This window comes from Corynebacterium vitaeruminis DSM 20294 (genome assembly GCF_000550805.1).
In the GTDB taxonomy this organism is placed as follows: Bacteria; Actinomycetota; Actinomycetes; order Mycobacteriales; family Mycobacteriaceae; genus Corynebacterium; species Corynebacterium vitaeruminis.
Genome location: NZ_CP004353.1, coordinates 1,539,403 through 1,555,904, shown reverse-complemented (window position 1 = coordinate 1,555,904; position 16,502 = coordinate 1,539,403). Strand labels below are relative to the sequence as shown.

The 16,502-nt window shown below is 66.8% G+C and carries 13 protein-coding genes; 12 read left to right on the top strand and 1 reads right to left on the bottom strand.

The annotated features are described in order from the left end of the window. The first annotated feature begins 95 nt into the window (after positions 1 to 95). The 5 genes from B843_RS07140 to B843_RS07120 all read left to right on the top strand — a co-directional run bounded on the left by B843_RS07140 (position 96) and on the right by B843_RS07120 (position 7,294). Complete coding sequence (locus tag B843_RS07140; protein ID WP_025252828.1) at positions 96 to 1,205, top strand: S-(hydroxymethyl)mycothiol dehydrogenase; 1,110 nt, start codon at positions 96 to 98, stop codon at positions 1,203 to 1,205. Positions 1,206 to 1,256: 51 nt separating this feature from the next. After that, positions 1,257 to 1,895: an MBL fold metallo-hydrolase gene (locus B843_RS07135; RefSeq protein WP_025252827.1), complete on the top strand. Its 639-nt coding sequence runs from the start codon at positions 1,257 to 1,259 to the stop codon at positions 1,893 to 1,895. Between the two features lie 291 nt (positions 1,896 to 2,186). Beyond that, positions 2,187 to 3,494 carry an anaerobic C4-dicarboxylate transporter gene (locus B843_RS07130; protein ID WP_025252826.1) on the top strand — a complete coding sequence of 436 codons (1,308 nt, stop codon included), beginning with the start codon at positions 2,187 to 2,189 and terminating at the stop codon, positions 3,492 to 3,494. Positions 3,495 to 3,862: 368 nt separating this feature from the next. Then, positions 3,863 to 5,425, top strand: coding sequence for an aspartate ammonia-lyase (gene aspA / locus B843_RS07125; RefSeq protein ID WP_025252825.1), 1,563 nt, complete (start codon positions 3,863 to 3,865; stop codon positions 5,423 to 5,425). 219 nt (positions 5,426 to 5,644) lie between these two features. Beyond that, a complete protein-coding gene (locus B843_RS07120) occupies positions 5,645 to 7,294 on the top strand; it encodes a formate--tetrahydrofolate ligase (protein WP_025252824.1) in 1,650 nt (549 codons plus the stop codon). 63 nt (positions 7,295 to 7,357) lie between these two features. On the opposite strand, the gene B843_RS07115 is transcribed toward B843_RS07120, so the two are convergent. After that, complete coding sequence (locus B843_RS07115) at positions 7,358 to 8,158, bottom strand: RecB family exonuclease (protein WP_025252823.1); 801 nt, start codon at positions 8,156 to 8,158, stop codon at positions 7,358 to 7,360. Positions 8,159 to 8,241: 83 nt separating this feature from the next. On the opposite strand from B843_RS07115, the gene B843_RS07110 reads away from it, so the two are divergent. From B843_RS07110 to B843_RS07080, 7 genes are all read left to right on the top strand, one after another. Next, positions 8,242 to 9,552, top strand: a complete 1,311-nt coding sequence (locus B843_RS07110; protein WP_025252822.1) for a M18 family aminopeptidase — start codon at positions 8,242 to 8,244, stop codon at positions 9,550 to 9,552. 6 nt (positions 9,553 to 9,558) lie between these two features. Beyond that, positions 9,559 to 10,395 (top strand): tRNA (adenine-N1)-methyltransferase, encoded by an 837-nt coding sequence (locus B843_RS07105; RefSeq protein ID WP_025252821.1) that lies wholly within the window; start codon positions 9,559 to 9,561, stop codon positions 10,393 to 10,395. Positions 10,396 to 10,567: 172 nt separating this feature from the next. After that, positions 10,568 to 12,115: a proteasome ATPase gene (gene arc / locus B843_RS07100; protein ID WP_025252820.1), complete on the top strand. Its 1,548-nt coding sequence runs from the start codon at positions 10,568 to 10,570 to the stop codon at positions 12,113 to 12,115. Positions 12,116 to 12,139: 24 nt separating this feature from the next. Beyond that, on the top strand, positions 12,140 to 13,672 hold the full coding sequence (dop, locus tag B843_RS07095) for a depupylase/deamidase Dop (protein ID WP_025252819.1): 1,533 nt from the start codon (positions 12,140 to 12,142) through the stop codon (positions 13,670 to 13,672). 139 nt (positions 13,673 to 13,811) lie between these two features. Further along, complete coding sequence (locus B843_RS07090) at positions 13,812 to 14,003, top strand: ubiquitin-like protein Pup (protein ID WP_025252818.1); 192 nt, start codon at positions 13,812 to 13,814, stop codon at positions 14,001 to 14,003. A gap of 33 nt (positions 14,004 to 14,036) precedes the next feature. Beyond that, the gene (gene pafA, locus B843_RS07085) at positions 14,037 to 15,416 is read left to right on the top strand and encodes a Pup--protein ligase (protein WP_051483563.1); all 1,380 of its coding nucleotides are present in this window, start codon (positions 14,037 to 14,039) and stop codon (positions 15,414 to 15,416) included. Between the two features lie 92 nt (positions 15,417 to 15,508). Beyond that, positions 15,509 to 16,501, top strand: a complete 993-nt coding sequence (locus B843_RS07080) for a helix-turn-helix transcriptional regulator (protein WP_231493998.1) — start codon at positions 15,509 to 15,511, stop codon at positions 16,499 to 16,501. Position 16,502: the final 1 nt, after the last annotated feature.

Genomic DNA, 16,502 nt, shown 5'->3' with positions numbered 1-16,502 from the left:
GATTCTATTGGCAACCCATTTCATCAGCCAATTAATTTCTATTGATTTACAGGTAAACCCGGCGAGGGGAGAAATTCTTCGGTAGGGTTGCCGGCATGACCGAAATCGTTAATGGAATCATCGCCCGCTCAAAGGGAGCACCCGTCGAAAACGTCCGCATCGCCATTCCCGAGCCCGGCGCGCACGACGTCGTGGTGAAGGTCCAGGCGTGCGGCGTGTGCCACACCGACCTCGCCTACCGCGACGGCGACATCGCCGACGAGTTTCCCTTCCTCTTAGGCCACGAGGCGGCTGGCATCGTGGAAAAGATCGGCACAGAGGTGAGCCACGTCGAGGTGGGCGACTTCGTCGTCCTCAACTGGCGCGCCGTGTGCGGCGAGTGCCGCGCCTGCAAGAAGGGCGAGCCGAAGTACTGCTTCAACACCCACAACGCCTCCGCCAAGATGACGATCGCCGAGGGGGACCCGGACGCAGGAGCGGAGCTGACCCCGGCGCTGGGCATCGGCGCCTTCGTAGAGAAGACCCTCGTCCACGAGGGGCAGTGCACCAAGGTGAACCCCGCCGCCGATCCCGCTGCCGCTGGTCTCCTGGGCTGCGGCATCATGGCGGGCCTCGGCGCCGCCGTGAATACCGCGGACGTCAAGCGCGGCGAGTCCGTGGCCGTGTTCGGCTGCGGCGGCGTGGGCATGGCGGCCGTGGCGGGCGCGGTGCTCGCCGGGGCGTCCAAGGTCATCGCGGTCGACCTTGACCCGGAGAAGCTGGAGACCGCCACGAAGTTCGGCGCCACCCACACCGTCTGCGGCGCGGGCAAGAGCGAGGAGGAGGTCATTGAGGCCGTCCGCGAGCTCACCGACGGCTTCGGCACCGACGTGGCCATCGACGCGGTCGGCATCCCCGCCACCAGCCGCCAGGCCTTCTACTCCCGCGACCTGGCAGGGCGCATGGTGCTCGTCGGCGTCCCCAACCTCACCGCCCGCTTCGATGTGCCGGCGATCGACTTCTTCGGCCGCGGCGGATCGCTGAAGTCCTCCTGGTACGGCGACTGCCTGCCCGAGCGCGACTTCCCCTTGTACGTGGATCTTTCCCTCCAGGGCCGCTTCCCGCTGCAGGACTTCGTCTCCGAGCGCGTGGGGCTTGACGACGTGGAGGCGGCGTTCGCCACCATGAAGACCGGCAAGGTGCTACGTTCGGTCGTTGAGATCTAGTCCCGACCCATAAGCTGCGCGAACCGAAGCTAAGAGCAGAAAGAGGCCTTCATGAAGATCGAGAAACTGGTGACCTCCGGCGTTTTCCGCCTCGATGGCGGCGAGTGGGAGGTGGACAACAACGTCTACCTGCTCGCCAGCGTGGACGAGGAGGGATCGAAGGAGGAGGTCATCATCGTCGACCCCTCGCACGACGCCGAGGCCGTCTACGCGGCCGTGGGGGACAGGAACGTCCAGTGCGTGCTCTTGACCCACGCGCACAACGACCACTGCGAGCTGGCGCCCGCCGTGGCGAGCCACTACGGCGTCGAGGTGTACCTGCACCCCGACGACCAGCCGCTGTGGGAGGAGACCAACGGCAACGCCGCGTACACCCCGCTGCGCGACGGGCAGCAGTTCGTCCTCGGCGGGGAGAACGTCTCGATCCGCCACACGACGGGGCACTCGCCGGGCTGCATCGTCGCCTACGTCGCCAGCGAGGACACGCTGCTCAGCGGCGACACCCTCTTCAACGGCGGCCCGGGCGCGACCGGGCGGAAGTACTCCAGCTTCGAGACGATCATCGCCTCGCTCAAGGAGAAGGTCTTCACCCTGCCCGCCGACACGCGGGTGCTGCCGGGCCACGGCGACGAGACCACCGTCGGCGCTGAGGCGGCGCGCATCGACGAGTACATCGCTCGCGGCTACTAATCCCCGCTGCGGCAAAGAGGCGGCAAACCGTAGGCGTCGACAAGCCAAAAGCACGAACCCTAGGTCCCCATTCGGGCCTAGGGTTTTGTCTGTTTGGTCACTCTCCGCCGTGCACGATGACGGCCTCACGCGCATTTTCTTGGGAAAAGCCACAGAATATCAACAAAATGCGTTTTTGGTTACGTTGGAAAAAGTTGATTTTCCGGATTTTTGAGACTTAGCTCGGAAGTAACCTCAACAGAATATCGCATTTCTGTCCCCCTATAGATACTAGTAAAGGGAGATATATTCATGGCCATCGTCCACATCCTCATCGTCCTCGGGGCGATCATCTTGGGCGCGCGCCTCGGCTCCATCGCTATCGGTTTGGCGGGCGGCATGGGCGTACTCTTGCTGGGACTGACCGGCGTTCCCATCGAATTCGACGCCATCCCGTTCGACGTCATCGGCATCATCATGACCGTCATCGCGGCGATTTCCGCGATGCAACGCGCGGGCGGCCTCGACTACCTGGTCAACCTCGCCGAGCGCGTCCTGCGGCGCAACCCGAAGCACATCACGTATCTCGCGCCGGTGGTCACCTACCTTATGACGCTCTTCGCAGGCACCGGCCACACCGCCTTCTCCACGCTGCCGGTCATCGTCGAGGTGGCCAAGGAGTCCGGCGTGCGCCCCTCGCGCCCGCTCTCCGTCGCCGTCGTCGCCTCGCAGCTGGCGATCTGTGCCTCGCCGATCTCCGCGGCCGTCGTCTTCATGGCGGCGACCGTCGAGCCGCTCGGCGTGGGCTACCTCAACCTGCTGCTCGTGGTCATCCCGGCCACCTTCCTCGCCATCTTCCCGACCGCCTGGCTCGCCAGCCACATGGGCAAGGAGCTGAAAGACGACCCGGTCTACCAGGAGCGCCTGGCCCAGGGCGTCATCGAGCCGCCGAAGGGCCAGCGCGAGTACACCGCGACCAAGGAGGCCAAGCGCTCGGTGCTCATCTTCCTCATCGCGATCCTCGCGGTCATGATCTACGCGACCCTCATCTCGGACCAGCTGGGGCTCATTTCGGACCCGACGCTGCCGCGCAACGAGGCGATCATGACCGTCATGCTCACCGCCGCGACCGCGATCGTGGTCTTCTGCAAGATTCCCGCCAACGAAATCCTCACCACGCAGGTGTTCCGCTCCGGCATGTCCGCCTCTATCTGTGTCCTCGGTGTTGCGTGGCTGGGCACCTCGCTCATCAACAACTACCTCGATCCCATCAAGAACTTCTCCTCCGACCTGCTCGGCAGCTACCCGTGGATGCTCGCCGTCGTCCTCTTCTTCGCGTCCGCGCTCCTGTACTCGCAGGCGGCCACCGCGAAGGCGCTCATCCCGGCGGCCCTCGCCATCGGCGTGTCCCCGCTGACCGCCGTCGCCTCCTTCCCGGCCGTGTGCGCGCTGTTCATCCTGCCGACCTACCCGACCCTGCTGGCCGCGGTCGAGATGGACGACACCGGATCGACCCGCATCGGCAAGGCCGTGTTCAATCACCCATTCATCATTCCGGGCACCGTCTGCATCGCGATCGCCGTCGCGCTCGGCTTCCTCTTCGGCTCCGTCTTGGTCTAGCGGCGTGCTTTTCGCGTTGCTTGTCGACGCCTACGGCGCCTGCCTCACGTTCGTGGGGTGGGCGCTTTGCCTTTCCCCGGGAAAGGGCGCGAGTGACCGGGGCGACCACCTCCGAGCGAATGAAACCCGGCCGAGCAGGGCTTAGTTCCCCCGAAAGGGGCTAGTCTTGCGGTAGGGGCAGGCGCGCGGGGGCGTGGTAATACCTCTAGGCCTATAGAACCCGCAGGTGCCCTTACTTCATCGTTCAACCTGTAGATATGCAGGTAGATACCTAGAAGATTTTCGTGGCGGCGAGGGCTTTTGCGTGGCTAGCCTTGAACCAGAACCACCTAGGTCGTTGAATCACTCGATTGTCAAAGGAACTCACCATGGCAAAGGTCACGTCGAAGGACACCACCACCGAAAAGAAGGCCGCCTCCGCGGAGAAGGCTGGCGAGGCCCCGAAGGAGGCAAAGGCCTCCGGTACCAAGCAGGCCAAGAAGGAGGTCGCCGCCAAGGTCGAGGCCGCGCCCGGGTTCCGCGTGGAGGTGGACCTACTGGGCGAGATGCAGGTGCCCAACGAGGTCTACTACGGCGTCCACACGATGCGCGCCATCGACAACTTCCAGATCTCTCGCACCACCATCAACCAGGTGCCCGAGTTCATTCGCGGCATGGTCTATGTGAAGAAGGCCGCAGCGCTCGCCAACCGCCGCCTGCACACCCTGCCCGCCAAGAAGTCCGAGGCCATCGTCTGGGCCTGCGACCAGATCCTCGAGGAAGGGCGCTGCATGGATCAGTTCCCGCTCGACGTCTTTCAGGGCGGCGCGGGCACCAGCCTCAACATGAACACCAACGAGGTCGTGGCCAACCTGGCGCTCGAGTACCTCGGCGAGCCCAAGGGCGCCTACGACGTCATCAACCCCAATGACGACGTCAACATGAGCCAGTCCACCAACGACGCCTACCCGACCGGCTTCCGCCTCGGAGTCTACGCCTGCCTCATGACGCTCATCGAACAGATGGACAGCCTGCAGGGCGCCTTCCGCGACAAGGCGAACGAGTTCATGGACATCCTCAAGATGGGCCGCACCCAGCTCCAGGACGCCGTGCCCATGACGCTCGGAGAGGAGTTCGCGGGCTTCGCCCACAACCTCGCCGAGGAGCAGGCCGTGCTCCGCGATGCCGCGAACCGCCTGCTGGAGGTCAACCTCGGGGCCACCGCCATCGGGACGGGGCTGAACACCCCGTCCGGCTACCGCCACCAGGTCACCGCGACGCTGTCGGAGGTCACCGGCCTGGAGATCAAGTCCGCCCGCGACCTCATCGAGGCCACCAGCGACACCGGCGCGTACGTGCTCGCCCACTCGGCGGTCAAGCGCGCCGCCATGAAACTGTCCAAGATCTGCAACGACCTGCGCCTTCTCTCCTCCGGCCCGACCGCCGGCCTCCACGAGATCAACCTGCCCCCGCGCCAGGCCGGATCCTCCATCATGCCGGCAAAGGTCAACCCGGTCATCCCCGAGGTGGTCAACCAGGTGTGCTTCAAGGTCTTCGGTAACGACCTCACCGTCACCATGGCGGCCGAGGCGGGCCAGCTGCAGCTCAACGTCATGGAGCCGGTCATCGGCGAGGCGCTGTTCCAGTCCATCCGCATCCTCGGCAACGCCGCCGACACGCTGCGCGAGAAGTGCGTGGTGGGCATCACCGCCAACGCCGACGTCTGCCGCGCCTACGTGGAGAACTCCATCGGCATCGTCACCTACCTGAACCCGTTCATCGGCCACCACAACGGTGACCTCATCGGCAAGGAGGCTGCCGCCACGGGAAAGTCCGTCAAGCAGCTGGTGCTGGAGAAGGGCCTCATGGACGAGGAGACCCTGAACCAGGTGCTCTCGGTGGAAAACCTCATGCACCCGGTGTTTAGGGGCCAGCTGTACCTCGACAACTAAGGAACAGTCGGCTCCTGGGCACCGGCGCGCGCCCAGGCGTTCTCAACCACGGTTCCCATGCCCCCGTCGCGGGGGTGGGGGCCGTGGTTTTCGCGTTGGGTGGTCTTTGGGAGGTCTGTATCGAACTAGAATGGGGCTGTTTTGTACCCGCTCGCGAACGGGCGGCCTCGCTCAGGCGCAGGCGCCCCTCATGCACCCACGACTTTCACAAAGGTTTACATGTCTACTGACGTCGAGATCGCCCAGGCTCACACGCTCGAGCCCATCACGGACATCGCCGCCCGCGCCGGAATCCCGGAGGACGCGCTCATCACCTACGGCCCCACGAAGGCCAAGGTGGACATCTCCAAGATCCCGGGCGAGGCGAGCGGAAAGCTCATCCTCGTCACGGGCATCTCGCCGACGCCCGCGGGCGAGGGCAAGTCCACCGTCCTCATCGGGCTTTCCGACGCCATGCGGCTGATCGGCAAGGAATCGATCGTCGCCATCCGCGAGCCCTCCCTCGGCCCGGTCATGGGGATCAAGGGCGGAGCCGCCGGCGGCGGCTACTCCCAGATCGTCCCGATGGAGGAGATCAACCTCCACTTCACCGGCGACTTCCACGCCATCACCTCGGCCACCAACACCTTGGCCGCCCTCGTGGACAACCACGTCCAGCAGGGCAACGAGCTGGGCATCGACGTCCGCTCCATCACCTGGCAGCGCTGCATGGACGTCAACGACCGCTCCCTGCGCGAGATCGTCACCGGCCTGGGCGGCAAGGCGCACGGGACCCCCACCGAGACGGGCTTCACCATCACCGCCGCCAGCGAGATCATGGCGATCCTGTGCCTGGCCAGCGACCTCGACGACCTGCGCGAGCGCATCTCCCGCATCGTCGTGGCGCAGAACTTCGAGGGCGAGCCGGTCACCGTCGCCGACCTCAAGGTCGAGGGCGCGCTCACCGCGCTCATGCGCGACGCGATCAACCCGAACCTGGTCCAGACCCTCGGCGGCACCCCGGCCTTCGTCCACGGCGGCCCGTTCGCCAACATCGCCCACGGCTGCAACTCGCTCATCGCCACCCGCACCGCGCTGAAGCTGGGCGAGGTCGTGCTCACCGAGGCGGGTTTTGGTTCGGACCTGGGCGCGGAGAAGTTCTTCGACATCAAGTCCCGCGTGGGCGGGCTCACGGTCAACGGGGCCGTGGTCGTGGCCACGGTCCGCTCGCTGAAGTACAACGGTGGCGTGGCCAAGGACCAGCTCACCTCCGAGAACTTCGAGGCGCTGACCAAGGGCGTGGCCAACCTGGAGGCCCACGTCCGCAACGTCCGCCAGTTTGGCGTGACCCCGATCGTTGCGCTCAATCGCTTCGCCTCGGACACCGACGAGGAGATCGCCTGGATGAAGAAGTGGGCGCAGGAGTTCGGCGTGGAGCTCGTTCCCGTCGAGGTGTGGGCCAAGGGCGGCGAGGGCGCCATCGACCTAGCCAAGGCCGTCATGGCCAACCTGCGCGAGGACTCCACCCAGCTCTACGACCCGAGCCTGGGCATCGAGGCCTCCATCGAGACGATCGCCACCAACGTCTACTCGGCCGGCCGCATCCACTACTCGTGGAAGGCAGAAAAGGACCTCAAGTACCTGAAGGAGAACGGCTGGGACACGCTGCCGGTGTGCATCTCCAAGACGCAGTACTCCTTCTCGGACGAGCCGAGCCAGCTCGGCGCCGCGGAGGGGCACACCCTGCACGTGCGCAAGCTCCTGCCGCGCATCGGCTCCGGCTTCATCGTGGCGCTGACCGGCGACGTCATGACCATGCCGGGCCTGCCCAAGAAGCCCGCCGCCTTGGGCATCGACGTCGAGGACGGAATGATCAACGGCCTGTTCTAACCGGGCTCCAAAGAGCGGCCGCGAGCAGGAGAATGACGCTGCTCGCGGCCGCTGTTTGTTTCGCTACGCCTTGTCCGGCCACCCCGGGTAGGCGGGCGGCTGCCCGCCGAAGGCGGGGCAAAGCGCCTTGTGCTGGCACCAGTCGCACAGCTTGGAGGTCTTCGGCCGGAACTGGCCGGACTTCCCGTCGGCCTCGATCTTGCCCCACAGCTCGCCGACGTCGCGCTCGAAGTACTCCAGCTCCTCCTTGGAGGGGGTCAGGAACATTGAGTCGATGACCTTGAGGTACATCAGCCGCAGCTGGGTGGGGATGACCCCGAACAGCCGCCAGTACACGAGCGCGTAGAAGCGCATCTGGAACTGGGCGTCCTGGGAATAGCGGGGCAGCGGCTTCTTGCCGGTCTTGTAGTCGACCACGCGGACCTCGCCGGTGGGAGCCACGTCGACGCGGTCGATGAAACCGCGCACCGGCACGCCGTTGGGGAGCGTCGTGTCCACGTACATCTCGCACTCGTGCGCGTCGAACCCCTGCGGGTTCTCCATGGAGAAGTAGCCCTTGATCAGCGTGCGGCACTCCACTAGGAAGTCGAGGGTGGCGTCCTCGGGGACGAGCTCGAGCAGGTCGGCGTCCTTTTCCGTCATCGAGGCCCAGTTCGGCTTGAGCCGCTTCACCGCCGCCGGGTAAATGCGCTCCTCGCGGGGCCACTTGTGCATGTCCTCGAGGCAGGCGTGCACCAGGGTTCCCTTGACCTGTGCCACGGTCTTGGGCTCGGGGAGTTTGTCGATGGCGCGGAAGCGATACAGCAGCGGGCACTGCTTGTAGTCGCTGGCGCGGGAGGGGGACAAGGCGATGCGAACACTCATAACAAAGTGAAAGCCTAGCCCCAACCGCGCGGGCGATTCCACAAGGCGGGCCGTGTCGAGGCGGGCGACTAGTCTGGGTAGCTATGAGCACGAACCCCCAGAGTGAATCCTCCCCCCGGCAGGCCGCCGAGGCCTTCGCCAACGATCTCATCTCATTCATCGCCTCCTCGCCGAGCTCCTATCACGCGGCGGCGAGCGCGGCGGAAGCCCTCGAGGCCGTAGGTTTTGCCCGGCAGGACGAGGCCACGCCGTGGGAGGCCACCCCGGGTGGTCACTTCCTGGTTCGCGGCGGCGCGCTCATGGCGTGGTTCGTGCCGGAGGGCGCCAGCGTCGAGCGTTCCGGCTTCCGGATCATCGGTGCCCACAACGATTCGCCCGGCTTCAAGCTCAAGCCGCTCGGCGATCGCGAATCGGCCGGCTGGCAGCAGGCGGGCGTCGAGGTCTACGGCGGCCCCATCCTCAGCTCGTGGCTCGATCGCGAGCTGGTGCTCGCCGGTCGCATTGCGCTTGCCGACGGTTCCACCAGGCTGGTGGCCATCCCGCCGATGCTGCGCATCCCGCACCTAGCGATCCACCTCGACCGCACGATCAACGACCAGCTGCACCTGGACAAGCAGCGCCACCTGCAGCCGATCTTCGCGGTCGGCCACCCGGAGGCCTCGATCATGGATGTGGTCGCCGACGCCGCTGGCGTCGACAAGCGGGACATCGTCGCGCACGACCTCATCACCGCCGACGCCCAGCCCGGCGAGCTCTTCGGTGCGGGCGGGGACCTGCTCGCGGCAGGCCGCCTCGACAACCTTTCGAGCGCTTACCCGGGCCTGCGAGCGCTGCTGCGGGCGGCAGCGGGCGGCGAGGCGGGGCCCGACGTTCTTGTCCTCGCCGCCTTCGACCACGAGGAGATCGGCAGCGGGTCCACCACTGGCGCCGCGGGACCGATCCTGGAGGACGTCCTCGTGCGCACCGCCACCGCGCTGGGCGCCGGCGCCGACGGGCTGCGCCGCATGTACGCGCGGTCAAGCTGCGTGTCCGCCGACGCCGCGCACTCCGTCCACCCCAACTACCCGGACCGCCACGACTCCGTGAACTTCCCGCTCATGGGTAAGGGCCCGGCGTTGAAGGTCAACGCCAACCAGCGGTATGCCTCCAACGCGGCAAGCGAGGCCCTGTGGGTGCGTGCCTGCGAGCGCGCAGGCTTTTTCACCCAGTACTTCGCCGGAAACAACTCCGTGCCCTGCGGGACGACCATCGGGCCGATCACCGCCACGCGCCTGGGCATCGAGACCGTCGACGTGGGCATCCCGCTGCTTTCCATGCACTCGGCCAGGGAGCTGGCCAGCGCCCAGGACGTCTACCGCCTTGAGCTGGCGCTCCACGAGTATTTGGTAGGGTAATCACTCATGGCATATTCAGGTCCTTTCCAACCCGGCGACCGCGTTCAGCTCACCGATCCCAAGCGCAGGCACGCGACCATCGTGCTGCAGCCGGGCGGGGAGTACCACACCCACAAGGGCATCATTCGCCACGACGACATCATCGGCGCCGACGAGGGGACCGTCGTGCGCTCCGAGCAGGGCTACGAGTACCTGTGCTTCCGCCACCTCATGGTCGACCACGTGCTTTCCATGCCGCGCGGTGCCGCGGTGATCTACCCCAAGGACTCCGCGCAGATCCTCGTCGAGGGCGATATCTTCCCCGGCGCGCGCGTGCTCGAGGCCGGCGCCGGCTCCGGCGCGCTGTCCATGGCGCTGCTGCGCGCCGTGGGGGAGAAGGGCACCGTCATCTCCTACGAGATCCGCGAGGACCACCTCGAGTTCGCCGAGGCCAACGTCGACGAGTACTTCGGCGGCCGCCCCGCGAACTGGGAGCCGCACCTGGGCGACCTGCGCGAGGTGACCCGGGAGACGATCGGCGGGCCGGTCGACCGCGTCATCCTCGACATGCTCGAGCCGTGGGAGTGCCTGGAGACGGTCAAGGACCTGCTCATCCCGGGCGGGGTGTTCATGACCTATGTCGCCACGGTCCCGCAGCTGATGAAGGTGATGGAGGGCATCCGCGAGCTCAAGTGCTTCACCGAGCCGCGGGCGTGGGAGTCTCTCGTGCGCGACTGGCGCGTCGAGGGGCTGGCCACCCGCCCCGAGCACCGCATGAACGCCCACACCGCGTTCCTCGTCATGGCGCGCAGGCTCGCCGACGGCGTCACCCCGCCTCGCCCGCAGCGCCGCGCCCGCAAGTAGCGCCGAAAGGCGTTACCTGCACCCCTCGCCCTCACGGATTACCCGCCGTGAGGGCGTTTTTCGTCGGCAAGCAGCCGCCGTCGAAGCGCCAGCTGACGGGGTGGCTGTGGGCGGTGCGGGATTCGGGGGCAGGTGTGACCTCGACCGCGCCGCGGACAGTAAGGTGGAGGGCATGGAATCCACCCGCGAGACGTTCGACGACCCCACCAGCATGAGCTCAGAGCTGGCACGATTCAAGCGCACCGCCTCTGATCTTGCCACGCGCAACACCAAGCTGGCGGAGCTGCTCAAGGCGTCCCGCGACAAGCTCAAGGTGCTCACCCTGCAGCTGGAGGAGATGGCCGTGCCGCCGTCGACCTACGGCACCTTCCTCGAGTTCTCCTCCGGCGGCAAGACGGCGGAGGTGTTCACCGCCGGGCGCAAAATGCGGCTGATGATCTCCCCGCTGGTGGACCAGGCGCTGCTGGTCCCAGGCGTGCAGGTGCGCCTCGGCGAGGCCAGCCAGATCGTCGAGGCCTGCGAGTTCGATACCACCGGCAACCTCGCCGTGCTGTCCGAGCTCATCGGCGCCGATCGCGCGCTGGTCACCGACCACAACGGGGAGGAGCGGCTGGTTCGGCTTGCCTCGCCGCTGCTGAAGAACGCCCAGCGCCCGCCCCGTGCTGGCGATACCGTGCTTATCGACGCCAAGGCGGGCTACGCCTTCGAGATCGTGCCCAAGACCGAGGTCGCGAAGCTGGCGCTGGAGGAGGTCCCGGACGTCGAGTACTCGGATATCGGCGGCCTCGACGACCAGATCGAGCAGATCCAGGACGCCGTCGAGTTGCCGTTCGCGCACCCGGAGCTCTACCGCGCATACAACCTCCACCCGCCGAAGGGCGTGCTGCTCTACGGCCCGCCCGGCTGCGGCAAGACGCTCATCGCGAAGGCCGTGGCCAACTCCCTGTCCTCCCGCCTGGGAACCGGGGGAAAGAGCTACTTCATCAACGTCAAGGGCCCGGAGCTGCTGAACAAGTTTGTCGGCGAGACCGAGCGCCGCATCCGGCTCATCTTCGAGCGCGCCCGCGAGCTGGCATCGGATGGCCGCCCCGTCATCATCTTCTTCGACGAGATGGAGTCGATCTTCCGCACCCGCGGCTCGGGCGTGAGCTCGGACATGGAGACCACCGTCGTCCCGCAGCTGCTCACCGAGCTCGACGGCGTGGAGGGCATCTCTAATGTCATCGTCATCGGCGCGACCAACCGCGAGGAGCTCATCGACCCGGCCATCCTTCGGCCCGGCCGCTTGGACGTGAAGATCCGCGTCCAGCGCCCCAACGAAAAGGCCGCCCGGGACATCTTCGGGCTCTACCTCAACGACTCGATCCCGCTCCAGGCACCGGCCGAGGAGCTCATCGAGGCCGCGACCACGCAGCTGTTCCGCGACAACCCCTACGTGGAGCTGCAGCTCATCAACGGGCTGACCGAGGTCCTGCACTACCGCGACTTCGTCTCCGGCGCCATGATCGCCAACATCGTCGACCGCGCGAAGAAGAACGCCATCAAGCGCTTCCTCACCACCGGGGAGGAGGGGATCAGCGCCGCCGACCTCGTCGAGGCCGTCGAGCTGGAGAACCGCGAGAACGAGGACCTTCCGAACACCGCCAACCCCGACGAGTGGAGCCGCATCGTCGGGCGCAGCGGCGTGCGGGTGATCAACGCCCACGTCATCGCCAAGTAGCACCACCGAAGGAGGATTCACCCAATGAGCAGGTTCATGGGAACCGAGACGGAGTACGGCATCGCCACGCCCACCAACCCCGTCCTCTCGCCGATCGTCACCTCCACCCACGTGGTGGTCGCCTTCGGCGCGGCCGAGAAGTGCGCCACCGGGGCGCGCTGGGACTTCGCGTCGGAGCACCCGCTGCGGGACACCCGCGGGTTTGACCTGCGCCGCTACCACACGGTGCCGGTCGTCGACCCCAACGCGATCGGCGTGGCCAACGTCGTGCTCACCAACGGCGGGCGCTACTACGTCGACCACGCGCACCCCGAGTACTCCTCGCCGGAGACCACCAACGCTTTCGACGCGCTGGTCTACGACGTGGCCGGTAACGTCATCCTCAACCGCGCGCGCGAGGATGTGGAGGCGCTGACCGAGCGCAACCACTCGGTGCTCGAGCACCACGATCCGTGTCCGCCGCTGAAGATCTACAAGAACAACGTCGACGGCAAGGGAGCCAGCTACGGCTCCCACGAGAACTACTTCTACGATCGCTCCATCGACTTCGATGTCATGGCCCAGGCCTTGATTCCGTTCTTCGTCACCCGCCAGGTGATCATCGGGGCCGGGCGCGTGGGCATCGGCCAGCACGGCGAGAAGCCGGGCTTCCAGATCAGCCAGCGCGCCGACTACATGGAGCAGGAGATCTCGCTGGAGACCACGCTCAACCGCGGCATCATCAACACCCGCGACGAACCGCACGCCGACGCCGATTCCTTCGGTCGGCTCCACGTCATCCTGGGCGACGCGAACATGGCGCACACCTCCGTCTTCCTGAAGCTGGGCATGACCTCGCTCGTCCTCGACGCGATCGAGCAGGGAATCGACTTCAGCGACTTAAAGCTCGCCCGCGCGGTCGAGGAAGTGCACGCCGTCTCGCACGACCTCACTCTCACGCACGAGCTGGCGCTCAAGGACGGCCGCCAGATGACCTCCATCGACCTGCTCGAGGAGTACCGCTGCCGGGTCGAGCCGGCCGTCACCAGCGACGTCGACCGCCGCGTTTTCGCGCTCTGGGGCGAGGTGTTGGGGCTCCTGCGCCAGGGGCCGCTCGCGTGCGCGCACCTGCTCGACTGGTGCGCCAAGTACGCGCTTATCCACTCGTTTACCGCCCGCGGGCTGGCCATCGACGACGCCAAGATCAAGCTCGTCGACCTCCAGTACTCGGACATCGACCCCACCAAGAGCCTCTACCACGCGCTTGTGCGCAAGGGCAGGATGCAGACGCTAGTCGGCGAAGAGGACATCGAGCGCGCCGCGTGGAACCCGCCCACCGATACCCGGGCCTTCTTCCGCGGGAAGATCGCCTCCAAGTTCGGCAACGAGGTCGCGGCCGCCAGCTGGGAGTCCGTGGTGTTCAAGGGGCCAGAGCACGAGCTCAACCGCGTCGCGATGACCGCGCTCGACGGGCTCACCGAGAAGGAGGCGGGCACCCTCCTAGAGGGTGCGTCCACCGTGGCCGAGCTGTTGGAATCGGGCAAGGACCTCCTGGTCCCCACGAAATCGCGGTATTAGGCCCGGGCACAGCGGGGACACCTGCGAGCGGGCGGGCTGAGGAAAGCATAAGATAATCACTGTCTAATGGGCAGCGCGTGCCTTGGCGTCGATAAGCGAAAAGCGAGCGCGCGTTGCGCGAGGAAGAAGGAGCAACGCAATGAGCGGACAAACCCAGGTCAACGCCGGGGGCGGAAAGGACAACGACGACGCGCTGGAGGCCGCCGCTGGCGCCGGCGCCGTGCAGATCAACACCGAGGGCGTGGACGACCTGCTCGACGAGATCGACGGCCTGCTCGAGAACAACGCGGAGGAGTTCGTGCGCTCCTACGTGCAGAAGGGCGGCCAGTAGACCGTGGCCGGGGCCGTCTTTACCCGCCGCATCATGGGGATCGAGACCGAGTACGGGATCACCTGCATGGATCGCGGCAACCGCAAGCTGGGCGCCGACGAGATCGCGCGCTACATGTTCCGCCCGGTGATCGACAGGTGGGGAAGCTCCAACATCTTCCACCCTAACGCCTCGCGGCTTTACCTCGACGTGGGCAGCCACCCGGAGGTCGCCACCGCCGAGTGCGACAGCCTCTCGCAGCTGGTCGCCTACGACCGCGCGGGCGATCTCATCGTCGACGAGTTGGCGCGCGCGGCCGAGGAGAGCCTCGCCGAGGAACACATCGACGGCCAGGTGTACCTCTTCAAAAACAACCTCGACTCGGTGGGAAACAGCTACGGCTGCCACGAGAATTACCTCGTCGGCCGCGAGGTGGTGCTGAAAACGCTGGGGAAGCAGCTGCTGCCGTTCCTCATCACCCGCCAGCTCATCGCCGGCGCGGGGTGCATCAAGGACGGGCGCTTCCACTTCTCGCAGCGCTCCGACCACGTCTGGGAGGGCGTGTCCAGCGCGACGACGCGCTCGCGGCCGATCATTAACACCCGCGACGAGCCGCACGCCGACTCCCACCGCTTCCGCCGCCTCCACGTCATCGTTGGCGACTCCAACATGTCGGAGACGACCACCGCGCTGAAGGTGGGGTCGACGCTGTTGGTGCTCGAGATGATCGAGGCGGGCGTGGAGCTGCCCACGATGCACCAGCCCAACGACATCTCGGCGATCCGGGACATCGCGGTGGATCTCACCGGCCAGGCGCCGGTGGCGTTGGAGGGCGGCGAGGAGATGACCGCGGTGGCCGTCCAGCGCGCCTACCTCGAGGCGGCCCGCGCGTGGCTTAAAACCCGCGAGGAGACCGGCGGCACCACCAACGAGGAGATGGCCCGCGTGCTTGAGCTCTGGGAGCGCGCGGTGGCCGCGATCGAGACCCAGGACTTCTCGCTCATCAGCCGCGACATCGACTGGGCGATCAAGCTGGGGCTCTTGCGCCGCTACCAGCCCCGCCTGGGGCTGGGTCCGGAGGACTTCGATCACCCGAAGCTCGCGCAGGTGGACCTCGCCTACCACGACATCCGGGCAGGCCGCGGCCTGTTTCGGGTGCTCGAGGCGAAGGGCCTGGCCAGCACCTGGGTGGATCCCGCCGACGTTGAGAAGGCGGCGACCACCGCGCCGGAGACCACCCGCGCCCACCTGCGCGGGCAGTTCCTCGCGGAGTCCCAGCGCCTGGGTGCCCCGACCGCCGTCGACTGGCTGCGGCTGAAGGTCACCCGGCCCGAGCCGCAGATCGTCGAGCTCGACGACCCGTTCTCGCCGGTCGACGCGCGCGTCGACGAGCTCATTTCCTACATGCGGGAGCACTACCCGGCCCAGGGCTAGGGTGGTCGCTGGACGCGCGACCAGCTCTCTTTCACCTGGCGGGGAGCGGTACCCGCCGCCCCGTTCGCTTCTCATATCTCGAAGGAGTCACCGTGGTTGCCAAAGAACCAATGCTCGAGCGCCTGACCAACCTCGCGTTCGCCTTCCTCAACGCCGAAAGCCGCGGCAACCCCGCGCTCACGGCCGCGTGGGTGCGCGAGCACGTCGAGGGGTACGCCCGCGACGAGAACCGGGTGCCGCGCAGCGAGCGCGCGGTGGAGAAGCTCTTCGAGCGCGACCGCAAGGACCTCATCCGCGTGGGCGTGCCCATCGAGACCGTCACCGTCGACGGCCACGTGGGCTACCGACTCCAGGCGGACCAGTACCGGCTTCCCGAGCTCCAATTCACCTCCGAGGAGGCGGCCGTGCTGGCCCTCGCGGGGAACATGGGCCTCGGCGATGAGCTGGCCACGTTCACCCGCTCCGGCTGGACGAAGATCGCGGCCAGCGGCGTGCGGCGCGAGCTCGCCTCCAGCCCGCGTTTCCTCGCCGTCAACGACTGGTCTTCCCTGAACGCCGAGCTTATCGACGCAATTGTGAGCGCCTGCACCCAGCGCAAGCGCATCAGCTTCACCTTCCATCGGACCACCTCCTTCGAGCCGGAGACCCGGTGGATGGACCCGTGGGCGCTGGTGGGGTTGCGCGACAGCGTCTACGTCGTGGGCTACGACATCGACCGGGACGCGCCCCGCGTCTTCCGCAGCACCCGGGTCAGCGACGTCGAGCTGCTCGACATGGACGACCCGGCCGTGACCGAGTACGGCCCCTTCCATCTGCCGGAGCCGGGCACGAACATGCAGGAGCTGGTGGAAAAGCAGCTGAGCATCGGCGTTGATCTCTTCGACGTGACCGTGCACGTCGCCCCCGGCAGGGCGCCGGAGATCACCAGCCGCGGGAAAGCGCTGGGGGAGAACCGCTACCTCCTGCAGGGAGTGGAGAAGAAGTGGATCGTCCGCGCGGCGGCGGCGCACGCGCCCTACGCCATCGTGGAGGAACCCACCGAGGTCCGCGAGGAAGTTATCGCCGTTTTGAAGGGAGCGCTCTAAC